Here is a 22,465-nt window from a genome sequence, read left to right as displayed (position 1 = left end):
TAGTAGTGTTGTTATTTAATGAGAGTAACAACCTACATGCATGCTGATTTTGATCCTTTGTATCGACTGTTTGTGCCTTTTGGCACGCCATCTTAAAACAGTCTGGTTGATCATGCAGTCTTTGAAATCCCCTAGTATTTTATAATAGCTTGCCGGCCGTTATAGGTGAACGGAGTGGACATTGATCTGCGCTTTTGCTTTTGCAGGAGCAGCCGTGATTGATCTTAAAAGAGAGTTTTGCTCTCTGGATATGGAGGAGCTCTCAAGTGAATTAAGGGCATTTGGTGAATGCCTTGGCGTATAGAGGCGATGAAGGACGTGACAGGCTGCGAAAAGCCGTGGGGAACTGCCAGTAAGTTTTGATCCACGGATGTCCGAATGGGGAAACCCACCCTTTTTTGGGTATCATATAGTGAATACATAGCTATATGAGGCGAACCCGGCGAACTGAAACATCTAAGTAGCCGGAGGAAAAGACATCAACAGAGATTCTCCTAGTAGCGGCGAGCGAACGGGGACCAGGCCAGTGTTATCTTTTGAGGTACCAGAACAAGTTGGGAAACTTGACCAGAGTAGGTGATAGTCCTGTATGGGAAGCCGAAGAAGATAGCCTTGAGTAGGGCGGAACACGTGAAATTCTGTCTGAACATGGGAGGACCACCTTCCAAGCCTAAATACTACTATACGACCGATAGTGAACCAGTACCGTGAGGGAAAGGTGAAAAGTACCCCGATAAGGGGAGTGAAATAGTACCTGAAACCGAATGCCTACAAGCAGTCGGAGCACCCATGTGGTGTGACGGCGTACCTTTTGTATAATGGGTCAGTGAGTTAGTGTATTTAGCAAGCTTAAGCCGTTAGGTGTAGGCGTAGCGAAAGCGAGTCTGAATAGGGCGACCGAGTTAAATGCATTAGACCCGAAACCCGGCGATCTAGTTATGAGCAGGTTGAAGGTGCAGTAACATGCACTGGAGGACCGAACCCACGTCTGTTGAAAAAGACGGGGATGACTTGTGACTAGGGGTGAAAGGCCAATCAAGCCGGGAGATAGCTGGTTCTCCGCGAAAACTATTTAGGTAGTGCCTCGGATGAATACCAACGGGGGTAGAGCACTGGATGGATGCGGGGGGCGCGAGCCTTACCAATTCTAACCAAACTCCGAATACCGTTGAGTACTATCCGGGAGACAGACTGCGGGTGCTAAGGTCCGTAGTCGAGAGGGAAACAGCCCTGACCACCAGCTAAGGTCCCTAAATTATGTCTAAGTGGGAAAGCATGTGAGACGGCCAAAACAACCAGGATGTTGGCTTAGAAGCAGCCATCATTTAAAGAAAGCGTAACAGCTCACTGGTCTAAATAAGCTGTCTTGCGGCGAAGATGTACCGGGGCTAAAGACATATACCGAAGCTGTGGATTTGATCTTATGATCAAGTGGTAGCGGAGCGTTCTGTAAGTCTGCGAAGGTGTGGCGTGAGCCATGCTGGAGATATCAGAAGTGAGAATGCTGACATGAGTAGCGATAAAGAGTGTGAGAGACACTCTCGCCGAAATCCCAAGGGTTCCTGCGCAAGGCTAATCCGCGCAGGGTGAGTCGGCCCCTAAGGCGAGGCTGAAAAGCGTAGTCGATGGGAAACAGGTTAATATTCCTGTACCTGATGGAATGTGACGGATGACGTAAGTTGTAGATCCTTATTGGATTGGATCTGCCGCGAAGTTGTCCCAGGAAATAGCACCATCATATAGACCGTACCCGAAACCGACACAGGTGGGATGGTAGAGCATACCAAGGCGCTTGAGAGAACTGTGCTGAAGGAACTCGGCAAATTGCCTCCGTAACTTCGGGAGAAGGAGGCCCACCATTAAGGCAACTTTTTGGTGGGGGCACAAAAGAGGGGGTGGCGACTGTTTACTAAAAACACAGGGCTCTGCGAAGTCGCAAGACGACGTATAGGGTCTGACGCCTGCCCGGTGCCGGAAGGTTAAGAGGAGTAGTGAGAGCTGCGAATTGAAGCCCCGGTAAACGGCGGCCGTAACTATAACGGTCCTAAGGTAGCGAAATTCCTTGTCGGGTAAGTTCCGACCTGCACGAATGGCGTAACGACTTCCCCACTGTCTCCAGCACAGACTCAGCGAAATTGAATTCTCCGTGAAGATGCGGAGTACCCGCGGTTAGACGGAAAGACCCCGTGCACCTTTACTACAGCTTCAGTGTGGTATTAGGGATAACATGTGTAGCATAGGTGGGAGGCTTTGAAGCAGGGACGCCAGTTCTTGTGGAGCCACCCTTGAAATACCACCCTTGTTGTCTCTGATATCTAACTACGATCCATGAACCTGGATCTAGGACCCACTGTGGCGGGTAGTTTGACTGGGGCGGTCGCCTCCCAAATGGTAACGGAGGCGCGCGAAGGTAGGCTCAGATCGGTTGGAAATCGATCGTTGAGTGCAATGGCATAAGCCTGCCTGACTGTGAGACTGACAGGTCGAACAGATACGAAAGTAGGTCATAGTGATCCGGTGGTTCTGTGTGGAAGGGCCATCGCTCAACGGATAAAAGGTACGCCGGGGATAACAGGCTGATACTGCCCAAGAGCTCATATCGACGGCAGTGTTTGGCACCTCGATGTCGGCTCATCTCATCCTGGGGCTGGAGCAGGTCCCAAGGGTTTGGCTGTTCGCCAATTAAAGAGGTACGTGAGCTGGGTTTAGAACGTCGTGAGACAGTTCGGTCCCTATCTGCCGTGGGCGCAAGAGACTTGAGAAGAGCTGCCCCTAGTACGAGAGGACCGGGGTGGACGAACCTCTGGTGGACCTGTTGTAGCGCCAGCTGCATTGCAGGGTAGCTATGTTCGGACGGGATAACCGCTGAAAGCATCTAAGCGGGAAGCCCCCTTCAAGATAAGGTCTCTCTGAGAGCCGTGGAAGACCACCACGTTGATAGGTCAGGTGTGGAAGCGCAGTAATGTGTGAAGCTAACTGATACTAATTGCTCGATAGGCTTCAGAGCCTCTCCATAGACAGAGAACAAAACTTTTAAATACAATTGATCATTCTCAAGCATGCATAAAACGCAAAAATCTTTACTCTTTCGTTGATCTGGTGGTTATAGCAAGCCTGTCCCACCCGATCCCATCTCGAACTCGGAAGTGAAAGGGCTTCGCGCCGATGGTACTTCGGCTTAAGCCGCGGAAGAGTAGGTCGCCGCCAGATCTACTAAAGAGTAAAGACATAAACATCTTCATCAATATCAAAAAACAGCAAACCGGCCATGTGCCGGTTTTGTTGTATTAAGTGGTTCAGCTGAAAATAACAGCCTTGAGCCGCGTCACATCGGAGAATGACATCGCTAAGCGATACTTCGGACGGGTGACAAACATAATTGACGCGGGATGGAGCAGCCCGGTAGCTCGTCAGGCTCATAACCTGAAGGTCGTAGGTTCAAATCCTACTCCCGCAACCAATTAAACCCTTATAGAACATTGTTCTGTAAGGGTTTTTTGTTGTCCGCAGCGTGAAATTTGACAGCAAGAATCTCCTGCTGTTAGGCTCGCACAAGTATCACACAAAAGCACACACGCATCTTTCATACGCATTTTGGGGAATGCATCATGGAAATACACCGGATTCTAGGTGACAAAGTTAGATTATACCGCCGCATAGAAGGCGGTGCCTGGCACGCGTCTACGTACCTTGCAGGTAAAGAGCGCCGTAAGTCTACTAAACAGAAAAGTCTTTCTGCTGCCAAAGAGGTTGCAGAAGACTGGTACTTGGAACTTCGTAATAAGAAACGTCATGGAGAGCTTGCTTCCGGCAAAACCTTCCGTGATGCCGCTAAGAAGTTCGAGATTGAATATGAGGTTATTACCAACGGCCGTAGAAGCCCTAAGTGGGTTCAAGGACATAAAGACAGGCTTCGCCTGCATCTACTGCCTTTCTTAGGGAGTAAACCTCTCAAGGAGATTACATCGGGTGTAGGACAAGAGTATCGCGTTCACCGTATGACCAAGCCCAAGAATTGGGATGATGATCACTTTGACTATGACAAGCTTGAGCCCAAGCCCTGGAAGCATCCAGCCCGTAATACAATCCATAATGAGATAGTAACCATGAGCATGGTGTTGAAGACAGCACAGCGTCATGGTTGGATAGATTTTATTCCAGACCTGTCTGACCCTTACAGACGCCAGAGCAAGGTGGAACACCGCCCCTGGTTCACGCAAAAAGAATATAAACAGTTTTATGAAGCCACACGGCGTAATGCAGCTAATCCTAAGAACCCTCGCTATAAATGGTATGCGGAACAACTGCACGACTATGTACTGATCATGGCGAACACTGGCCTTCGCCCTGATGAAGCTAAACGTCTTGAATATAGAGACATAGAGATTGTAGACGACGAAGCTACAGGCGAGACTATCTTAGAGATAGAAGTACGCGGGAAGCGCGGTATCGGGTTTTGTAAAAGCATGCCGGGGGCGGTGCGCCCATATGAGCGTATGCTGGACCGTAATAATCCTGAACAAACGGATCGTTTGTTCCCCTCAGACTTTAAGAAGATGCTGAACGGCATCCTACACGCAGAAAAGCTGAAGTTTGATCGTAGCGGGAAAGCCCGCACGGCCTACAGCTTGCGTCATAGTTATATATGCTTCCGGCTACTCGAAGGAGCCGACATCTATCAAGTGGCTAAGAACTGCCGCACCAGCGTTGAGATGATTGAGAAACACTATGCTGCGCACCTCAAAGATATGATCGATGCTAGTCTCGTCAATGTCAGGAAGAAGAAAATTTAATAGCATATTAAAATTCTAACTACTGAGCTCATGCTTATTCTTGGGCTGTTGTATTCAAAATTATCGGCAATACTATTTTTAAATTGCGACATCGTTATTTATAGTTGTATCTTGGTGTGTATTAAGGGTTTTTGAGTAATAATTTAACAAAATTTCATTTGTAGGGGAAAAGATGTCTTTTGAAGAAATGAAAGAAGGCCCATTAGGCTTTATGTTCGATTTTTTAGAATGGCTCTTGAGTAAAGAGGTTTTATTTTCATTCCTATCAAGCTTATTAGCTGTTTTGATTGCGATTTTTCTGCTTTTTATCGCTTATTACATGTGTCTAATACTGGCCAAGCCTTTTACAGGTATGAAAATTTCAGAGATGAAAAAATGGTTAAGAGAGGTGTTAAAGGAGTCTGTTGTCAATAGCCCTATTATTGAAGGGTTCAAGGCAGCGTTGTTTGCTCTTTTTGATACAGCTGGTGAAATTCTTTCGTCTATAGCGGAACTGTTGAAGTTATTTTTTGGAAGCTTAAGTGCGGTTATTGTGTGGCCAACGCGTTTACTTAATAATTGGGTCGGAGGGGTATCAGAAAAGATTGATCAATCGAGTCATGATTTACGTATGGATAAGTTAAATAAACAGCAAACAAGAGCTTTTGAAAGAGCGAAGAAGAACCAAGAATTTAAGGAACAAAAAGCTTTGTTAAAAAATATGAAAAAAGGAGTACCTCTTCTTTCTCATGAAACTAAGAAAAAAGAGGTAAAAAAATCATCGCTTGAAGTGGACATAGATACCGCAAGCGACACCCACTAAAATCCATGCACTTACAATATAAAAAGCTGTAAGCATTGTATATCTCCAACCCCTGATTCTGCCGAGGTGCACAGGGGAAATTCCCAACACCACGACCAACGGCCGGATTTGTAAAACATAATAAATGATCAAAAACATGAGTTAACGATCAGATGTAACTTAATATTCAACTAATATTGTAGGTGTGGTTTTTTATAATTTCAAGCCCCGCAAAGATTCTACATCCGAGTAACCAATTCCCGTCGTTTATCACAGTGTTTAACATCTACCAAGTAGCCAAAAACTGCCGCATCAGTGTGGAAATAATTGAAAAGCACTATGCCGTGCACCTCAAAGATATGATTGATGCTAGCCTTGTGGATGTGCGTAAAAAGAAGGCATCCTTTTGAATTGAAGTTGACCTATTCTCGTAGATGAATAAGTATTAAGTACATATAATAAAAGATAATTTCCGAGGATGATCATGGAAGTAAGTGAAGAAGTTTTTATTAGTTATAGTCACGATTCCGTGGATCACGTCGAGGCAGTATTAGAGTTGTCAAACAAACTTCGATCCGAGGGCGTGGATTGTGTATTGGACCAGTATGAAGAATCTCCCGCTGAAGGCTGGCCACGTTGGATGGATAAAAAGATTCGGGATGCTAAATACGTAATACTGATTTGTACCGAGACTTATTACAAACGGGTGATGGGCGAAGAAGTTGAAGGCGCAGGGCTTGGTGTCCGATGGGAAGGTAATTTAATTTACCAACACTTTTATAATGAAGGGTCGATCAACACGCGCTTCATTCCCGTTGTTCTGCATAAGGACAATCGAAAATTCATACCGACACCGCTTCAAGGTGTTACCAGTTATGAAGTGAGTACGGATGACGGCTATGAAGAGTTATATAGGCGTTTAACAAACCAGCCAAAAATAAAAAAGCCAGTTTTAGGTAAACGCAGACCACTAGAAAATAAACCAGTTAAAACAGACCCTACAATGTATTTAACCAGTCCTATCGATGTTGAACTTTGGAATGATGCGAAATGGAGTGGGACATTTTACGCCATCCATCCTGATGCACCACCAATTATGGGTTTAGCTTTTCAAAATGAGAAGGCTGCTCGAAAAATATTTAAAGGTTGGCACGAGCGGTATGGCCAAAATGACGAGTTCGAAGAAATCAGAATATCTATCATAGAAGGCCCTATAGATGGAGAAGAAGACGGTTACTCTGTACATGTGAGTTCTGATCCTGAAACGGCAATTGAGCGTTACAAGGCAGCAGGATATGAATTTGACGGTGATTTACTGATGACGATAAGTAGGATTAATCGAATGAATCCTCCGCCAGGCGCCAATAACCTGGAGATGTTTAAAGAGTTTTATAGGCGTTATAAAACTTATTATTTAGCGCCAGGAGTTGTTTCTGTAGATGGTAAAGGATTAAAGCCGTTGTTTGATCTTGGTATATACAAGAGCAAGGTGGTTTTTAGAAAATCTTCGGATATTAATGAACACGATATTGATATCGCCGTAATAAAAACTGGTGCGCAGGAGCGTGAGCGGAATGAATGGAAATAGATGGCAGTTAGTATTTTAACTTAGTCCCACGTCTTCCGTACAAACTGGAGCTAATATCCAAAAGCTGAGGTTTGATCGTAGTTGGAAAACCTAGAAGGCCCAAAGCTTATATGCTTCCGGCTGCTGGAGGGAGGCGACATTTACCAAGTAGCTAAGAACTGCCGCACCAGTGTTGAGATGATTAAAAAACACTATGCCGCACATCTGAAAGATAGCCTCGTGAATGTGCGTAAAAGAAAACCTCTTACAGTTTGACACGAAAATTGAATGTTTCAATACTTGTAATGAAGCTGAGACACGAGCAAATGATGGGTGAAATATGAAGTCGCGTAACTATGTTAGTAATGAACTAGTGCACTGGACAGGTCGAGCGCAAAATGATGAGAGTGCGATGCAAGCATTGACTTCGATCTGCCAAGAAAAGATTCTACGACTAAGCTATTGCCCCAATTATGTAAGCGATCAGTTCAAAAAAGAGTCAGCTATGGTTTGTTTCACGGACATTCCATTGAGGTTTGCTAAGGAGCATTGTGCGATATTTGGACGTTTTGGTATAGGCTTCAATAAGAAAAGTATGATCGAGTATGGAGCAAACCCCGCACTCTACACAACCAAACAACATTTTGATCGCATTAAAAAGTTAACTGAGCTTCTGTCTCGAATGGAAGATTTAGAAAAGGATAGGGAGTGGAAAGAAGCCTTTGGCGACTATTCATTTAAGGAAGATGAAACAGTTGCACTTCAGCAGGTGACAGGCTTTCTTCAGGAATACTCATATCGAAACGAGGATGATTCAGAATATGTAACCTACTATCAGCGTGAATGGAGGTTAACTTTCAACTCACTGCCTTTTGCAGGGAGTAATAAACCTCATGAACCTGGGATGAGTTGCTTTTACATGCGGAATAAAACAAGCTATCCGATATTCAAATTCAGTTCAGATGATGTTGCATTCATAGTTGTACCAGATAACTTTAAAACCCTTGGTGATAAACTCGCCAAAGGGATGAACTGTGAACTTAAAATATATGAAGCATCGGTTCTGGAATAGCATCTTTCCACAAATCGGTTTTATTGACTCCACATCCTACTAACCAATTCTCGCCTTTCGTCCCCCACAGCATCGACATAGATAGCTGTGGTGGACATGTTCGCATGGCCTAGCATTGATTGCACAATATTGAGCGGTACGTTGTGGGTAACAGCATGTATTCCAAACGAGTGCCTTAGCCCTTTACAAGTTCCATATGGCATCTGGGTATTGATGTTAGCTTGATCCATTGTTGCTTTAATCAGTCGCCAAGTGTGCGAGCGAGACCAACTCCATAGTTTGTGGTCAGTATCGCTCTTTAAGCCATGCACAATGGCCAACTCTTCCAAAAACGCCATAGGTACAGGAATGGGTCTGTAATGAGGTGTGGTGCTGCGTTTCTTGAGAGATTGAATAACAATCTCACCACCTGCCATGTCTACTCGGTCAGCAGTTAAATTCAGCGCCTCGCTAACACGGCATCCGGTATAATATAAAAGCTGGCAGAGGGTTCTAACCTTATCAGGCCGGTGCTTGGATGCTTCAAAGAAGGCTTTACGTTCATCAAGGGTAAGATAAAGCCGTTTACCTTGCGCGTTGTAGAGTGAATATGTGTTCTTCATAAACCATTCTTGCTGCTCCCTGATGTTTTGTACAGAAAACCACCTCTAAAACAGCAATTTAACCCCGTAATTAACCTCACCCCCACGAGGTGCTGATGCAACACTCTTGTACATAGTGTTGCATGAGGTATGGGCCTCATATGTCTCTAATCCTTATCCACGGGGGTTTTTATGAAGTTCAGGTTATTTGGTCTGTTATTGGCCGCATTTTCACTATCTGCATGTGAACAATCTAGTTCGTCTGAGCCAGGTAAAGCGGCAGTTATTATGCTCGCTCGTTCCTCTGGTCTCAATTTAAGTCCTGTGAACATGGAAAACTTTCGCTGTTCCGATACCGGGGACGGTATTTGGGAATGCAGCTTTATTGAAGTTGTTCCAGCGCGAGGCCCTTATCCAGAAACACGCCGCCAGCAAAATGTACGGATTACAAAAACATCTTCTGGCTGGACTTACGCAAGATAGGAAAACCAATGAAACTGCTCAAAACATCATCAATACTCGCAGTAGCAATGCTTGCTGCCTGTAACAATGCAAACTTCAGCTATCCTGTCGAGAGATTTCACGACATGGATTCAGCAACATACTCAGAGGTTTCCAAGCGTATAGCCAAGCCTGAAGGTGAGTATATTCGTGGCCCTCAGATAGTTTATTCCCTAGATGCTCATGGTGGCTTGTCTGCACAGAAGAACCTCAAGGGTGAAGTGATTTTCTACAGGTTCTTTGCAAGTGTGGAGTATAGGGATGATAAGGCCCGTAAATATGACACTGTGGTTGATGCATTAGGTAACAAGATTAACTCTACATACAGTGGTGGCGAGTACGAAAACGAAGCTGGTTACAGAACTGAATATGTTCACGCTGAGCTTACCTTGGAAATGATGGAAGAAGCAGCACATAACGGGCTTCTTTTTACAATTTCCGCACCGTCCAGCAATGGACGTAAATATAGTGACTTTGGCTTTAGTACTCATGACAAGTTAGAGCTAAAGCGTAGAACTTATCAAAATACCAATGATTACAGAATGACGATACCTGCAAGATATGTTCAGGAATTTCTTAAATTAACTAATTAAAACAATAGGTTATATTGATGCAACACTATGTACAATACTGTTGCATGGAGCGTCAATAGTATAAACTGCTACATTTCAAGCTCATCTTTATCTTTTGCCAGTCCTTGCTCTTTTTCCTTGGCTTTAGTCTCTGCATGAAGCTTGGCAAACAGTTCCTTTTTTTCTTCCCAAGACAGATCAGAATGTATCACTTCTTCAGCGGTTAGTTCTAGTTCTTCATTCTGTTCTGTTTCTTTGTCCAACGCAGCCATGCTCTTCTGAATTGTTTCCTCGTGTCTTTGTTCTTCTTTTGCGCGATCACCAAAATAGTCCCTTTTGACACCAGGTCTTTTTTCGTTGAATTTGTTTTCTTCAATGATGATTTGGTGCCCCAGTGTGATCATTTCGTCATGAGATTGTTTCCTAATCTTCTCACAATCGGTATGACTGTCTTCAAGATAGGGTTTATCCAGCAGGCTTTCTACGAGGCTGAAACGCTGCTCAGCAGCTTCATATTCAGCAATTAGCTCTTTCTGTCGTGCCATACTCATACGTTCAATGTTTTCTTCCCTTGCGTGGAATGCTATCGGATCAATTCCATCCTCACGCATTAACACAAATGAAAACCTATCTTTACTTTTGTGTTTTACATCAAACGGGCTAATGCTTGGCATGAAGCCATCTTCAACTAGCATCTCATTGAGTGCATGCAAGGTTCCATCACTCCCCTCCATACCATCACAGTCATGTTGGACGTAGATACTGCCATCGTATTCTGGGTCTTGTTCTAATTCTTTCAGGCGAGCCTTTGCAACTTTGATATCTTCTTTATACTCGGCTTCAAATTCCTCATAAATTCTCAATTCCTCAGCATTTAGATGTCTCTTTTTAACCATTGGTTTTCCTCCTACTGTTTGTTTAATCATCCAGTTCAATATCGCGGTCTTGCTCAAACTGGCGATCACGCTCTTTGGCGCGTTCCAGATCACGTTCGGCATACCAAACATTGAATAGGCGCTTTTTTTCTTCCCAAGAAACATCAGCGTTCATAATTGCCTCTTTGGGCATGTTTCTGATCAGAGAGCGCCTACAGTCTTTCAGATGTTGTTTGGTGGCTATGTTGCGTTCGTTCGCTTTGACGCTCTGACGTAGTTTTGTCTGTGCATCGCTCAGTTCGATCTTGCGTTTGGTGACGCGGTCACTGGCCTCACGCAGCTTGCAGATGCGATAAATCTGCTTGCGGTCAAACTGCTGTTTGTTTTTCGCCTTAAGCTCGCGTTTGCGTTCCTTGTTATGACGTTTGGCGCGTCTTTGTTCCTTTTCTATCTTCTTTCTACGCCATTTAAGTACCTTAATGAGGTGTTCGGTTCGTCGTTGTTTGAGAATAGTTTTCGGTGTAGCTATTCCTGATTTTTTCGGCCTGTATTTTCCTATGTTCTTCAGAGCCTCATCAATCTTTTTGACGGTGTTCAAGCTCTTATCCTCGACCGGCTTTTTGTAAGAGCTGAATATCAGGTCAATTCCAGCCTGTTTGTGAATCTCCAATAAGCCTTTGGCTTTTTCCAATAGAGAATGCTGTTGTTTCACCTTCTTGTCGGCCATCATCATCTCTGCAGCGGTTTGCTTCTGGTTCCACAAGCCCTCAAAGCGATCAATGTTGTCCAACACATTGATAAGCTGTATGACCCTAATGTCCGTTGAACCTCGACCTTCTATGTCTTGGTTTTGTGTTTGTTGTTTCTCCAGTCGGTCAACTTGGCGTTTTAGCTCACGGTCTATTTCGTCAGGAAGTTCCTCAAGGGATGTTTCGGGGCTGTGTTCATCCACTGGATTAAGCGGGTTTTTGCCAGTGTGTTCAGCAAACGTTTCGCCGAACTTTTCTTCCAGTGATTTTAGGCGTACTTGCTTGCCCATTTTGGAGAGTTGGGTGTAATTATGACCATCAGTAATGATCAAACCCTGGCCCTTGGTGCGCAGTTCGTACCCAAAATCTGCTAAAGTGTCAGCTAACTCATCCCAGCTTTCAGAGTGATAAAAAGCATTACCAATCTTGGTTTTAATGCCGGGTATCTTTTCTTTTGACCAAGGCTTCAGCTCTGCTTCTGTAGCTCGCTCACTGCGACTGCGATTAGCATCTTTGTTCTTGTCGCGCTCATACCCCATTTCATTGTGTTTGCCGGGAACCTCAAGGAATTGCATTTCCTTAGCAACTTCATGTGTGGCGCGTTCAAGGTTCTCTTTCGACTTCCACATATCCCAGGCTTTACCGGTGTGATCACTCACACGGTTAACCACAACATGCATATGAGGATGGTTGGCATCCACATGCCAAAAGTAGAGCGCTTGATGCTCAGCGAGGCCAATCTTCTCAAGAACCTTGTCAGCAGCTTCAATACACTTCTCCTGATTAAGAAATCTCTCTTCAGAGCGGTCCCAATCAATTGAGAAATGATAAGCTGGTTTAGATGCTCGACTAGCTGAAGCCGTGGCCTCCATTATCTTGCCAGCAGCATCCAGATCATCAGTGAACATGTTCTTCGATACATGCCACGCGCATTTATGAGGGTTGGGTTCAGCTTTATTGCCATACAGGTTATAGTGAATGTTAGCCTGAAAGCTTTCCCCAAACGCTATCTCATTGGCTATCATCGGGGAGCCCCCGAGGGCATTACTATTAACGCCTGTCTACTTGATTGAGGCTCGTGTGTATTCTGTATCCATTGCTTGTTCATGGAACACCTTAAGCCTCTTTGATAGCCGTGGTTATTTCACCCAGCACACCATCAAGCGCAGTCTTAGCGTCCAGCAGCACATGCTCTTTAGGAAACTTCTCCATATTGGCCGCATGAGCGAGCTGATTGATGTTGTTACCAACTCTATTGAGATCAGCGCCTAACTTGCTCAGTGCTTGGATAAGCTCCTGACTCTGACGGCTTTTGGCGGGGCGTATCTGTTGAGCGAGGGCTAGCTTTCTCAAGAATACGGATATGCGTAAATCTGCCATATCAGCCGCTTCCTGTATCTGGGCTTTTTCTTCACCAGATACATAGGTGTAAAGTCTTATTGGTCGTGGCTGTTTTTCAATCTTCTTAGGTCGTGCCATTATTCAGCTCCCCAACTGCCAAACATTCCCTTGAAAGCTTTATCTTTATAGTAGATTGCACGATTTACAAGGAATGGTCGCATTCCAGAGATAAATAGTAGTGTCATGCTTTCCGGCAGACAGAGTATCTCATCAGGCGTTAACAGCTTACGGGTACGTTGATTACGGTTATCGCTATAGCTTCTATGGGCTGCAAACATATGGCGCTGTGAGCGTGTTTCGCTGTAGGTCGTCACCATAGTATCGCCAAGGGTGCGAGATATATGGTCCGCCGTCTTAAAATCAGCAGGCGCTACGGACCATACTTGCGTTACGGCGCAGTTGGATAGAATAGCATCTGCTTGCTTGCCGTAGATAGCTTGTAGCTGGCCTATGCTCTGGGTGAACACCCATAGACTAACACCATAGCCAGCAAGATAAGCAAAACCGTTTATGGGCATTTTGCCTAAAGCTGGAAACTCATCTAGCAGGAACAAGACAGGCTTTGCTGGTTTAAACTCACTGCGGGTCATGGCAGCTTGAGTAAGGCCAACCATCAAACGCAGGTATGGTTTGTAAACCGCTATCTGATGCGGTGGGATATTCAGGTACAGGCTGATGACTTCCTTCTTGATGTCTTCCAACCTGAAGTCACTGTGGCTGGTGATATCCGTCAGTCTTTGGCTATCAAATACCTTGGTGTGGCTTTGGGCGGTGGAGATAACGGCGCTACGTTCTTTTTCTGCTTTTTGACTGAAGGCCGTGGCTGCACGTTTGATCCAGTCATGAGGTGAGTGCATCATCAGATCTAGAACTTCGTCGAGATCCGTTTCGCCGAGCGTTAGCAGCCTACGAACTTCAGCGAGGTTCTGCTTCTCTTTAGGTCTATGGCGAACCACATAGAGGATAAGGCCAGTAATCAGGCTTCTGGCTTCTTTGTCCCAGAAGCTATCAACCGAGACTTCACCTGGAACTACAATCAAATTTGCAATTAGAGATGCATCATCAATTTCATCAGCGCCAAGGCGAATGAAGTCTAACGGGTTATAACAGTGAGAGCGTGCCTCGAACGGGGCAAGATTAAACACAGTGCTAAACTCCGCGCGGCGTTTGGCTGTAATGGCGAAGTTCTCACCTTTGATATCAACACAGAAGACCGAGCCTTTATGATCAAGCAAATTGGGTATGACGCTGCTTACACCTTTACCGCCTCTGGTTTTGGATATGGTGATTAGATGCCCGGGTTTGTTAAAGCGTAAAAGTTTGCTGCCAACCTTGGCAACGATCAGGCCTTCCTTTTTGTTAAGACCACCTTGGTTCAGTTCGCTAGCGGTTCCGAAGCGAGCTGAGGCCAGAGTGTTACCTCTAAACTTCTCTACAAAGCGTTTTACTTCATAGCAGAAGGCAGTGAGCAATCCACCAACAATGACAGCACAGGCAAACCAGATAAGAAGCTGGAATGTTGGAAACGCTAGAGCGCTTATGTTGGTAATAAACATTACGCTGACGGCCGCACCGCTGGTCCAAAAGAGTGTTAAAAATAGTTTCATGGGTTTTCCTCCTATCAGCGCTTCATTGCGCCTATGGAGGGTTATGGATTTGAGAAAAAACGAGCACTGATGGCAGTGTGTTTTTAAGGCTCGTATTGCTTAAAAAAGATGCAAAAAAGTGAGGTAAAAAAAGCTCCGGCCGCATATATTCCGCATGGAGTGTGAACTTGAATTTCTGATCTCAGGAACTCTTTGAATTATTAGGGAAAAATATTTTTTAAAATGGCGCGCCCGAAAGGATTTGAAGAGCTCCAGGGAAATTCGTTTTCTCCATACAGGTATGGAGAAAGTCTTTAATTTTCAATCGTTTAATTCCTGACGTACTTACCGAAAAAAAGTTTTGTATACTGAGTAAACGGTTACATTTTTGAATACCGTTCCGCATTATTTCCGCATAGAATCAAAACAGTGAAATGGACAGTTTGGTCGCTAAAGGTCGACCACATAATCCACTAATTTGAAAACTGACAGGAGGGTGTTATGAATGGCATATTTCAGGAAGTATTATACATCGAAGGGCGAAGTTCGATACAAAGCTGAAATAAAAATCAAAGGGGCAAAGCCTTATTCCAAATCGTTTAGAGCATTGTCTCATGCAAAACTATGGGCGCGAGATCAGGAACATCAATCTGAAAAAATTATAGCAGGTATAAAAACACACAAGCAATACACCCTTTCAGAGTGTGTTGAACGTTATCTTGAAGAACGAATGCCTGAGCGCACATATCACAGGGTGAAGTATCTGCTGACATGGTGGGTTGAGCATCTAGGTGACAGATTTATGGATACATTGCGCTCTGAAGAACTGCTGCGCCTAAGAAACCTTCTGATGAAAGAACCCGCCTTCTACAGTCATTCAAAACCGGGAAAGCCAGCCCCTAAACGTAATCCTGATGGTTCTATTCGAGTTAGAGCGCCGCAGACTGTCCAACACTACATGGATCAGCTTGGCGTTCTCTACAATGTTGCCATCAATGAATGGGAGTGGGCTTCAAGTAACCCTGTCCAAAAGATAAAAAAGTTAGAGGTTAACAATGAACGTGACCGCTTTTTATCGGACCATTTTCATTTATGGCCAGGTGAGGAGGAAGCTTGGCACTGGGATGAGTTGAACAAAAAGGAGCAGCAGCAAGCTAGGATGAAATTTCCGAGGGCTTACGAACTACCTCGTCTTATTGATGCACTGTTAGATCAGGTTAACAAACCGCAGATCAAAGATAACAAGCCACTTTGGGCATACTATCTTTTTGTGATCCAGCTAGGTACAGGACTACGCGTGTCTGAGGCCAACAATCTAGTTTGGGAGGAAAATAACTTAATCGAACATCCTATAGTAATCGTGGATATGAACAGAGCGGTGCTTCACCTCAAAAGCACCAAGAACGATAAGTCGCCTCGCCTCAAACCTATCTCAAAAGAAGCATTTGAGGTGCTGAAAATTCTTTATGAAGAACGTCGCTATGACTCGCCTCTTGTGTTTCATAATACAGACGGGACTAAGCCTTTTGATTTCAAGAGAAGGATTTACCACGCCATACGTGATGCTGGTCTTCAAGACTTTCGTTGGCACGACTTGCGGCATACGACAGCCAGTTACTTGAGTATGATGGGGGCGGGACAGAAAGAGATTATGGATGCCTTGCATCACAAATCGATGAAGTCCTCGGAAAGATACCAGCATCTTTCAAACGAACATCTACGTGGTTTACTAAACAAACTGTCCTTTACGGTACTTACTGAGAAAGAGGCTCCGTCACGCTTTGAGAAGGTGTCAGTTACCTGATTATCATAATTGCATATACGAACTGTGTACAATTTATGATGGTGGGTAAGACGTATCAAAAAGATAAACTTTGAAAATTTAATTGGCGTGGATGACTTGGTCATGCAAGCACCAGCTTTTAAGGCGGGAACAATCCGGGATTGGTTGTTTCATCGAGACACCAATATGCTCTCTTCAGCGGTGGTACAGATAGACGGTAGAATATGGATCGATATTGACCGCTTCAATATATGGTTATCCTTGGACAAGGATGAGGTATCTGATTTTCGTAATCTTCGTACCAAAGAGCAAATATTAGAAGTTGGTTTCATTAAAGCGCCACAGTTAGAACATTGGCTGAGAAGACGTCACTGGAACGGCCTTGAAGAAGCAGTAATTAAGAAAGGTGAAAAGCGCCTATATATTGATATTCACAAGTTGAATAGTTGGCTAACTAATCAGAACATAAATCCTGATTTCGGGAGGCTGAAATGTTCTGAGTAACTTCTGAGTTTTTTGTCGGCGTTACTCATTCAATAGACTGACCCTGTTCCATTGCTTCATCATAAGTATCACCATCTACTGGTCTAATTGTGAAAGTTACGGACGTTGAAATGTGCCCAGCGGGCGCAAATTCATAAGGATGACCATCTTCAGGATTGATATGAACATGAGCGATATCAGGAAATGTTTCTGGATTGACTGGTATAGAAGCATTGGGATTATGGTACATTACAATGGTGTCTCCCCAAGCCTCTTCATAGTTTGGGTCATCAACGTCAACTGAAAATGGAATTGGCCCATGTTCGCTTGCGCACATTCCTTTACGGATCATCTTAATATCTTGGCTACCTAATCCTGCCAGTTTGCCCATCCGATTGAAGGTTGTAAGCGTAGCCCCATTTGAAAAAATCACAGCAGACACATGTTTTGCTTCAGGTAGTGAGAAAAAGTTGGATGGAATAGTCTTTCCTTCAAAGCAATGTTCTATTATCTGTTCAATCTCCGGTTCAGGACCGTTCGGGCCTTCAATTATTTTAGGACCGGCTATTTTCCCATCTTTCACAACGACAACATCACGTTGCCCGTACAAGTAGGCCCCTAAGCCAGCCTTGGTATATGTCATAGAGCCAAGATTACCGTTGCCTGCCGGACGATGATAATCATGAACCGCCAGAATAAAGGGCTTTCCCTTTACCTGTTCCATTTCCCAGTATGGATTTTTTCGAGTGACCTTACTCCATAATGCACTGCCAAACTTTATAGGTGCATAGTTCTGATTGAGTTCAATGGTCGCAACACCATCAAGAGGAAAATCTTGATCAAAAGCTTCATTTGCACCGACAGTAACCGCTTCCACAGCCACCTGATACCCCAGTTTATTCAACAAATAATCGGGTACATCATATTCAGTCTGACGTTCAAATCCTGCATGGTAAAAATATGTATGCAAAAATAATTCCCACAGACGTGCGTCAAAATTTCGCCCCTGAAACTCCTTGATATAATGACCATCAACATCAATGAATGAATAGGCAATTTCTTTAATTATATTGCGTGCAGCCTCTTGATGAGGCTCATCCCTAAGAATTTTAAAATACGGGTGTATCTTGTCTTCATCGACGACCCTATCGAAAATCTCGTTCGGCGGGATGACTTCATCACCTTGAGGGTAAATGTCTTTACCATCTTCGGCGAACTGCTCGAGAGCCTCTAAAAGGTGCGGGTATGTGTCAGCTGGTGAAGGATAAAAATTCTTACATAGAGAGATTGCCCGAAATAGTCGTCGAGAATCTCGACCTAAAATAACAAACCCATAATCGCCGTCAGTAAGATCCTTGGTAATTGTGCAAAGTAGCTTTCCATCAATTGCTTCATACCATGCAACCTCACAAGCTATATATCGAAGAGTAGGCATCTTTGCATAACACAATGCATCAAACCGCCTTCTTGTGATTTCTCGGATAAACATATTTACTTTCAAATTTAATATTGAGTCCGCTTTGGCTCGAAAGCAGACAGTAACTAATTTAATAATTGTATCAGATACACACCATGGTTGCGCATAAATTATGGTATAAATTTGCCGCCTTTCTCTTGCTTTGAGTGAGCCCTTTTATTAGCCACAGCCACCCCTTCAACTGATCTTCCGCACCAAACCGAGAAGACAGTTGCTGTTTTGTCTTAGTGGCCAAGAGCCCCCTTGCAAACAAAGCAAGGAAAAAGGCAATGACAAACATCTATCACGCAACACCGTATGACATCAGCGCTACTGGTTTTTATTTTAAAACATATGATGAATATGCTGAGAAAGCCGCGAACCACACAAATGCGCATGGCAGTCCTGTTGAAGAATATGAAATCCAATTCATTGATGGTGACAACTACAAACTCTTTGAAGCACTATGCGTCAATCAAGCTAACCTCAAACAATGGTTTGACGACTTTGAAGGCCTATTTGGTGATGATTTTATAAAAGCACTCTATCTGGCTGAAGATCTAAATTGCAGCATAGATGAAGTGCTAGACCATATGGATGATGTATGCTTGTTCGAAGGTTCAGCACAGGAATATGCGGAACAGTTCATTGAAGAAACTGGTATGCTGGACGAAATACCTGAGAACTTGCGCTGCTACTTCGATACTGAAGCCTTTGCCCGTGACTTAGTAATCAGTGGTGATGTCACTGAAGTAGAGATTGATGGCATCAGTTATATTGCTTGGGGGCACTAACCGTAAGTGCTCTCACATAAGTTATGTACTGGCAGCTATGTAATCTTATTTACAAGCTATTAGTACGCAGCCAACCTTGTGCGCCAGTGAGCTCTTTCTCAATAATAGCTCTTAACTCAGGATCATTAACTTCCTGCCTAATATTGCCGAGAGTAGCAATCCCTTCATTTACTGCTGTGTACGGTGTTTCAGATTCTTGTTCCAACCAGACTTCAACCAGCTTAAAAATAGCAGCATCACTACGTCTTGTGGTAGGAGCGTCGGCCTTGCGCCGTAGTTTGGTTTTGCCATCATTGTAAACAATGCATAATTGGCAAAAGCCAAAATATTTATCTGATATGAGGTCTAAAGTATTCATGAGGCTCAGGAGTTTTAAAACCCCCGCTTCCCGCTCGCTTATATCAGCAACCGTTCTGCGAAGGCATAACCCAACGCCTTCGGTAAAGACTGCTTTTACCTCTCTTTCATTTTGATTTAGATTGAGTGAGTGTCCCTCAAGTTTACCATGAAACCGCATTACGTACTGCCCGATCATTTTTGAGCCGATAAACTTGAGCGTTTCACTCATGTCATGTTCTAGCTGACTGAAATCATCTGATAGTGTTTCAAGCAGTTGTTTATGCCGGAGTTCTCTTTGGGTCTGCAGCTGCGCTTTTGCTTCCGCTTGTTCGCGCGCAAGCTTTTTCTGTTCTGCTTTACGCCTTGCTTCTAATTCTGCTTCTCTCTTTCGATTGCGTTCAGCATGCTCAAAAGCTTTTCTACTGAGATATGCTTTAAATGCTTTACCAGAGCGCTTGAGGTGGCTCATGACACCAGTTGCTTCTGGTTCATTTGACGATTTTGAATGTATGTCGTTCATCTAATCCCCCTATGTGCGTGTTTTGCCCATCTGCTCTGATAGCTGTGGGTGTTCAAAGGCAAACTGTTTAGTAAGCTTTGCAGGCTTTTCCCCGCGTGCGAATGTGATGATTTTATCTGCGTATTCAGGCCCCATAAGCTCCTGAGGCTCAGCAATCTTTTGTTTTCCGCCGCGCAATAAACTCTCGGTCGATCCAAGGCGATCAGACAGGCGCTTTGCGGTATCAAATTCTGGGTTCATATAGGATTGGATATAGCACATCTCCATAAGCCCATCCGCGTCAGGATAGGCTTTACGAAGCTGACCTAAGCTTTGAATGAACATCCATGTACGCAGTCCATAACTGCGCCCCACTTCCACTGAATATTCTATAGGCTGCATGTAACCAAGCTGCGGCATCTCATCAATTAACAGCAAGGCAGGTGGTATCTTCAATTGCTCTCGCTCTTCTCTGGAGGGGGCATGATCGATTAGTCCTTTAATATGTTGGCCGATCAAGACCCTTAAAACAGAGGCGTAGGTACTTACCTGACCTACAGGGATACAGATGTAGAGTGTCGGGTAGGGTGGCTTCCAAAAGTCCTGTGGAAGCCAATCTGTAGAGCATGTGATATCTTTAACACGATCAGATTGCCAAATGTCCACATGCCGCCGTGCACTATCAAAGATGCCTTCTCTTTGCTTTTCAGGCATTGTTTCTAGAATATTGCCGGTGCGTTCTAGCGCTTTGATCGGCGAGTTCTGCATGGACGTCGCAATATACTGCAATGTGCTCTCTGTGGGGTAAAGCATATCCAGTACTGTTTGCATGTTTTGTTCACTGGCACGGCAATGGGTTTTAACATGCGCGATAATAGCTGCAAGCATATCCTGCGCGCGATTTTCCCAGAAATCCGGCTTGCTGGATTGCACCGTTAGCATGGTCGCTATCAGTTTGGCATCGTCCCATATCTTAGCCGTATCTTTATGGTCTATGAGATCAAGCGGGTTATAGCGGTGGCTGTCTTTTTCAAAAGGTGCGAACTTATAGATTGGTCCTACGTTGTCCCTTCTCCATTCATGGGTCAGGTCATAGTTCTCCCCTTTAATATCCAGCACGATTGCTGGACCATTATAGAGAAGCAAGTTCGGGATAATTTGCGCCTGGCCTTTGCCCGCACCTGGCGGCGCTACAGTGACAAGAGAGCCTTCGCCAGTGAACCAAATTGGTTCGTTTAATTTTTCGGTATTGTCGGGAGTATCATTGCCTAGAAAGACACCTTCTTCGGACAGAGTGTGATAGTCCCTATTACGTACGAGCATGTGTATCCCCCAATCACATAGTGTCTCGACTTATCTATGTGTGAGGTAACAACATATTTAACTGCATTGCAAATACATATGATTGTATAAATACTCTTTATGTTTGTTGTTTAACTAACGTTATGTTCGCAGGCAAGCAGGTGGTTAGGGTGTTTAAACTGACACTCGGTAAAACCGAATATCAGCCACCTAACCATACTTGACCATTCGCCCACGAGGGGCTCAAGGTGTACTGTAAATAGAAATAACTTACATATAGTTTCAACTCGGTAATGTTAATCTGTATGATTAATAAGTTGCATAGTTAATTGCCGATTGGATAAAATACTTTGAGCGAATACGTATGTTGTGTCTTGAAGGAATATTTCATCTCAATCATACATTTGAAACCTGCGTTTGGCATCTTTTTGGGTTGGGACGGAAAGGTGGTTATTTAGTTAAACAAAAGGATATTTCTTAATCATACTGTATCGGAATACTTCAAAAGTATCAAAAACCAACTTTTTAAGAGTAAAGGTGCTAAAACTATCATACAAATAACAGGCTATTTGATACTTTTGGATCATTGCTTTGTGGTTAAAGTTAAGCCGTCATGGTCTTGGGTTTTGCTAGGTTTTTTTACAATTCGCGTCAATAAAGTCAGCTAAAGTCTTTGTCGAATAATCGAGTTCATCAAAATATGTTTCCCAACTAGCTGTTTCTTTTTTTTCTAGAATAAGATCTATGACGGGTAGCCTTTCTTCGTAGTCAATTAAGGTATGCTCCAGTACTCTAGCTGAAGTCGACGAATTATCGTTTTTAGTGTTATGATCTATACAGCTATCGGTTAGTAAATTCAGGCACCTTTGATATTCCTCAGTAGATCTAGGTATAATGCCTATATGTCTTTCATCAGGGTCTTCATTTGATTGTGCGTAGAGATGCCCTTCACAGCTTGTATAGGTTATAAAGTCGTGATGAATAGCCAAGCTTAACACAAGAGGCTTTACTCCTTCTTCAACCGCGTCCCAAAAGCCGTCTTGGCTAGGGAAAAACATGGTGCTTCTGGAAGCGTATGAGGTTCCTTCTTGGTTCAGATTTCCTGCTAGAGATCTTCTAGTTGATAGTTTTAGCCTCCCGTGTGCTGAGGGTGCTTTTTGAGTTTTAAAATAATCCCAGCGCAACATAAATTGTCTAGCACCATCAAATACATTGATTTGTCGGTTCATTAGAGCTCCTCCCGAAAAACGCCCATAAGTAGAATATTTAATTTTAAAATCGTATATTGTTGTTGAAGTACTATCTTTGATGTGCATTAATACTACTCTCAT

General features: G+C 44.0%; 18 protein-coding genes, 1 tRNA gene, 2 rRNA genes and 1 pseudogene. 13 read left to right on the top strand and 9 right to left on the bottom strand.

Annotated features, from left to right (window positions below; translation table 11 throughout):
- Positions 1-260 precede the first annotated feature (260 nt).
- The 8 genes and pseudogenes from KFE96_RS00680 (at position 261) to KFE96_RS00650 (ending at position 8,213) form a co-directional block, all read left to right on the top strand.
- Positions 261-3,007: ribosomal RNA gene (locus KFE96_RS00680) — 23S ribosomal RNA — on the top strand.
- A gap of 88 nt (positions 3,008-3,095) precedes the next feature.
- Positions 3,096-3,210: ribosomal RNA gene (gene rrf / locus KFE96_RS00675) — 5S ribosomal RNA — on the top strand.
- Between the two features lie 173 nt (positions 3,211-3,383).
- Positions 3,384-3,460, top strand: a tRNA-Met gene (locus tag KFE96_RS00670).
- 148 nt (positions 3,461-3,608) lie between these two features.
- Positions 3,609-4,793 carry a hypothetical protein gene (locus tag KFE96_RS00665; protein ID WP_255834093.1) on the top strand — a complete coding sequence of 395 codons (1,185 nt, stop codon included), beginning with the start codon at positions 3,609-3,611 and terminating at the stop codon, positions 4,791-4,793.
- Positions 4,794-4,965: 172 nt separating this feature from the next.
- Entirely contained in the window at positions 4,966-5,595 is a 630-nt protein-coding gene (locus KFE96_RS00660; RefSeq protein ID WP_255834092.1) for a hypothetical protein, read from the top strand.
- Positions 5,596-6,058: 463 nt separating this feature from the next.
- Positions 6,059-7,162, top strand: a complete 1,104-nt coding sequence (locus KFE96_RS00655; RefSeq protein ID WP_255834091.1) for a toll/interleukin-1 receptor domain-containing protein — start codon at positions 6,059-6,061, stop codon at positions 7,160-7,162.
- 108 nt (positions 7,163-7,270) lie between these two features.
- Positions 7,271-7,417, top strand: a pseudogene (locus KFE96_RS18230) (site-specific integrase); the annotation flags it as partial.
- A 64-nt stretch (positions 7,418-7,481) separates the two neighbouring features.
- The gene (locus tag KFE96_RS00650) at positions 7,482-8,213 is read left to right on the top strand and encodes an abortive infection system antitoxin AbiGi family protein (protein ID WP_255834090.1); all 732 of its coding nucleotides are present in this window, start codon (positions 7,482-7,484) and stop codon (positions 8,211-8,213) included.
- Between the two features lie 20 nt (positions 8,214-8,233).
- Here the strand turns inward: KFE96_RS00650 and KFE96_RS00645 are convergent, their stop codons facing one another.
- Positions 8,234-8,815 carry a tyrosine-type recombinase/integrase gene (locus tag KFE96_RS00645; RefSeq protein ID WP_255834089.1) on the bottom strand — a complete coding sequence of 194 codons (582 nt, stop codon included), beginning with the start codon at positions 8,813-8,815 and terminating at the stop codon, positions 8,234-8,236.
- Between the two features lie 171 nt (positions 8,816-8,986).
- Here KFE96_RS00645 and KFE96_RS00640 point away from each other — a divergent pair, with 171 nt between their 5' ends.
- Positions 8,987-9,277: a hypothetical protein gene (locus tag KFE96_RS00640; RefSeq protein ID WP_255834088.1), complete on the top strand. Its 291-nt coding sequence runs from the start codon at positions 8,987-8,989 to the stop codon at positions 9,275-9,277.
- Between the two features lie 8 nt (positions 9,278-9,285).
- The gene (locus KFE96_RS00635) at positions 9,286-9,888 is read left to right on the top strand and encodes a hypothetical protein (RefSeq protein ID WP_255834087.1); all 603 of its coding nucleotides are present in this window, start codon (positions 9,286-9,288) and stop codon (positions 9,886-9,888) included.
- Between the two features lie 68 nt (positions 9,889-9,956).
- Here the strand turns inward: KFE96_RS00635 and KFE96_RS00630 are convergent, their stop codons facing one another.
- The 4 genes from KFE96_RS00630 to KFE96_RS00615 all read right to left on the bottom strand — a co-directional run bounded on the left by KFE96_RS00630 (position 9,957) and on the right by KFE96_RS00615 (position 14,499).
- Positions 9,957-10,763, bottom strand: coding sequence for a hypothetical protein (locus KFE96_RS00630; protein WP_255834086.1), 807 nt, complete (start codon positions 10,761-10,763; stop codon positions 9,957-9,959).
- Positions 10,764-10,785: 22 nt separating this feature from the next.
- Positions 10,786-12,516 (bottom strand): relaxase/mobilization nuclease domain-containing protein, encoded by a 1,731-nt coding sequence (locus tag KFE96_RS00625; RefSeq protein WP_255834085.1) that lies wholly within the window; start codon positions 12,514-12,516, stop codon positions 10,786-10,788.
- A gap of 91 nt (positions 12,517-12,607) precedes the next feature.
- Entirely contained in the window at positions 12,608-12,970 is a 363-nt protein-coding gene (gene mobC, locus KFE96_RS00620; protein ID WP_255834084.1) for a plasmid mobilization relaxosome protein MobC, read from the bottom strand.
- Positions 12,970-14,499 carry a type IV secretory system conjugative DNA transfer family protein gene (locus tag KFE96_RS00615; protein WP_255834083.1) on the bottom strand — a complete coding sequence of 510 codons (1,530 nt, stop codon included), beginning with the start codon at positions 14,497-14,499 and terminating at the stop codon, positions 12,970-12,972. The genes mobC and KFE96_RS00615 overlap by 1 nt, the downstream gene beginning before the upstream one ends.
- A 484-nt stretch (positions 14,500-14,983) precedes the next feature.
- On the opposite strand from KFE96_RS00615, the gene KFE96_RS00610 reads away from it, so the two are divergent.
- Both KFE96_RS00610 and KFE96_RS00605 read left to right on the top strand, forming a co-directional pair.
- Positions 14,984-16,282, top strand: coding sequence for a site-specific integrase (locus KFE96_RS00610; RefSeq protein WP_255834082.1), 1,299 nt, complete (start codon positions 14,984-14,986; stop codon positions 16,280-16,282).
- Between the two features lie 102 nt (positions 16,283-16,384).
- Positions 16,385-16,765 carry a hypothetical protein gene (locus KFE96_RS00605; protein WP_255834081.1) on the top strand — a complete coding sequence of 127 codons (381 nt, stop codon included), beginning with the start codon at positions 16,385-16,387 and terminating at the stop codon, positions 16,763-16,765.
- Between the two features lie 25 nt (positions 16,766-16,790).
- On the opposite strand, the gene KFE96_RS00600 is transcribed toward KFE96_RS00605, so the two are convergent.
- Positions 16,791-18,233: a hypothetical protein gene (locus tag KFE96_RS00600; RefSeq protein WP_255834080.1), complete on the bottom strand. Its 1,443-nt coding sequence runs from the start codon at positions 18,231-18,233 to the stop codon at positions 16,791-16,793.
- Positions 18,234-18,490: 257 nt separating this feature from the next.
- Here KFE96_RS00600 and KFE96_RS00595 point away from each other — a divergent pair, with 257 nt between their 5' ends.
- Positions 18,491-18,994 carry an antirestriction protein ArdA gene (locus KFE96_RS00595; protein WP_255834079.1) on the top strand — a complete coding sequence of 168 codons (504 nt, stop codon included), beginning with the start codon at positions 18,491-18,493 and terminating at the stop codon, positions 18,992-18,994.
- Positions 18,995-19,043: 49 nt separating this feature from the next.
- Here KFE96_RS00595 and KFE96_RS00590 read toward each other — a convergent pair whose 3' ends face one another.
- The 3 genes from KFE96_RS00590 to KFE96_RS00580 all read right to left on the bottom strand — a co-directional run bounded on the left by KFE96_RS00590 (position 19,044) and on the right by KFE96_RS00580 (position 22,363).
- Positions 19,044-19,853, bottom strand: a complete 810-nt coding sequence (locus KFE96_RS00590; protein WP_255834078.1) for a cell envelope integrity protein TolA — start codon at positions 19,851-19,853, stop codon at positions 19,044-19,046.
- A 9-nt stretch (positions 19,854-19,862) separates the two neighbouring features.
- Complete coding sequence (locus KFE96_RS00585; RefSeq protein ID WP_255834077.1) at positions 19,863-21,155, bottom strand: type IV secretory system conjugative DNA transfer family protein; 1,293 nt, start codon at positions 21,153-21,155, stop codon at positions 19,863-19,865.
- Between the two features lie 608 nt (positions 21,156-21,763).
- Positions 21,764-22,363, bottom strand: a complete 600-nt coding sequence (locus KFE96_RS00580; RefSeq protein WP_255834076.1) for a hypothetical protein — start codon at positions 22,361-22,363, stop codon at positions 21,764-21,766.
- Positions 22,364-22,465 lie beyond the last annotated feature (102 nt).

It is taken from the genome of Kordiimonas sp. SCSIO 12603, from assembly GCF_024398035.1.
GTDB lineage: Bacteria > Pseudomonadota > Alphaproteobacteria > Sphingomonadales > Kordiimonadaceae > Kordiimonas.
The sequence above is the reverse complement of the archived record's forward strand: the minus strand, read 5'-3'. Positions and strand labels throughout refer to the sequence as shown.

What these genes read in the sequence shown, in the direction of transcription:
- KFE96_RS00665 (WP_255834093.1), top strand. Translation starts at nt 3,609, where the DNA reads ATGGAAATACACCGGATTCTAGGTGACAAAGTTAGATTATACCGCCGC.
- KFE96_RS00660 (WP_255834092.1), top strand. Translation starts at nt 4,966, where the DNA reads ATGTCTTTTGAAGAAATGAAAGAAGGCCCATTAGGCTTTATGTTCGAT.
- KFE96_RS00655 (WP_255834091.1), top strand. Translation starts at nt 6,059, where the DNA reads ATGGAAGTAAGTGAAGAAGTTTTTATTAGTTATAGTCACGATTCCGTG.
- KFE96_RS00650 (WP_255834090.1), top strand. Translation starts at nt 7,482, where the DNA reads ATGAAGTCGCGTAACTATGTTAGTAATGAACTAGTGCACTGGACAGGT.
- KFE96_RS00645 (WP_255834089.1), bottom strand. Translation starts at nt 8,815, where the DNA reads ATGAAGAACACATATTCACTCTACAACGCGCAAGGTAAACGGCTTTAT.
- KFE96_RS00640 (WP_255834088.1), top strand. Translation starts at nt 8,987, where the DNA reads ATGAAGTTCAGGTTATTTGGTCTGTTATTGGCCGCATTTTCACTATCT.
- KFE96_RS00635 (WP_255834087.1), top strand. Translation starts at nt 9,286, where the DNA reads ATGAAACTGCTCAAAACATCATCAATACTCGCAGTAGCAATGCTTGCT.
- KFE96_RS00630 (WP_255834086.1), bottom strand. Translation starts at nt 10,763, where the DNA reads ATGGTTAAAAAGAGACATCTAAATGCTGAGGAATTGAGAATTTATGAG.
- KFE96_RS00625 (WP_255834085.1), bottom strand. Translation starts at nt 12,516, where the DNA reads ATGATAGCCAATGAGATAGCGTTTGGGGAAAGCTTTCAGGCTAACATT.
- mobC (WP_255834084.1), bottom strand. Translation starts at nt 12,970, where the DNA reads ATGGCACGACCTAAGAAGATTGAAAAACAGCCACGACCAATAAGACTT.
- KFE96_RS00615 (WP_255834083.1), bottom strand. Translation starts at nt 14,499, where the DNA reads ATGAAACTATTTTTAACACTCTTTTGGACCAGCGGTGCGGCCGTCAGC.
- KFE96_RS00610 (WP_255834082.1), top strand. Translation starts at nt 14,984, where the DNA reads ATGGCATATTTCAGGAAGTATTATACATCGAAGGGCGAAGTTCGATAC.
- KFE96_RS00605 (WP_255834081.1), top strand. Translation starts at nt 16,385, where the DNA reads ATGCAAGCACCAGCTTTTAAGGCGGGAACAATCCGGGATTGGTTGTTT.
- KFE96_RS00600 (WP_255834080.1), bottom strand. Translation starts at nt 18,233, where the DNA reads ATGTTTATCCGAGAAATCACAAGAAGGCGGTTTGATGCATTGTGTTAT.
- KFE96_RS00595 (WP_255834079.1), top strand. Translation starts at nt 18,491, where the DNA reads ATGACAAACATCTATCACGCAACACCGTATGACATCAGCGCTACTGGT.
- KFE96_RS00590 (WP_255834078.1), bottom strand. Translation starts at nt 19,853, where the DNA reads ATGAACGACATACATTCAAAATCGTCAAATGAACCAGAAGCAACTGGT.
- KFE96_RS00585 (WP_255834077.1), bottom strand. Translation starts at nt 21,155, where the DNA reads ATGCTCGTACGTAATAGGGACTATCACACTCTGTCCGAAGAAGGTGTC.
- KFE96_RS00580 (WP_255834076.1), bottom strand. Translation starts at nt 22,363, where the DNA reads ATGAACCGACAAATCAATGTATTTGATGGTGCTAGACAATTTATGTTG.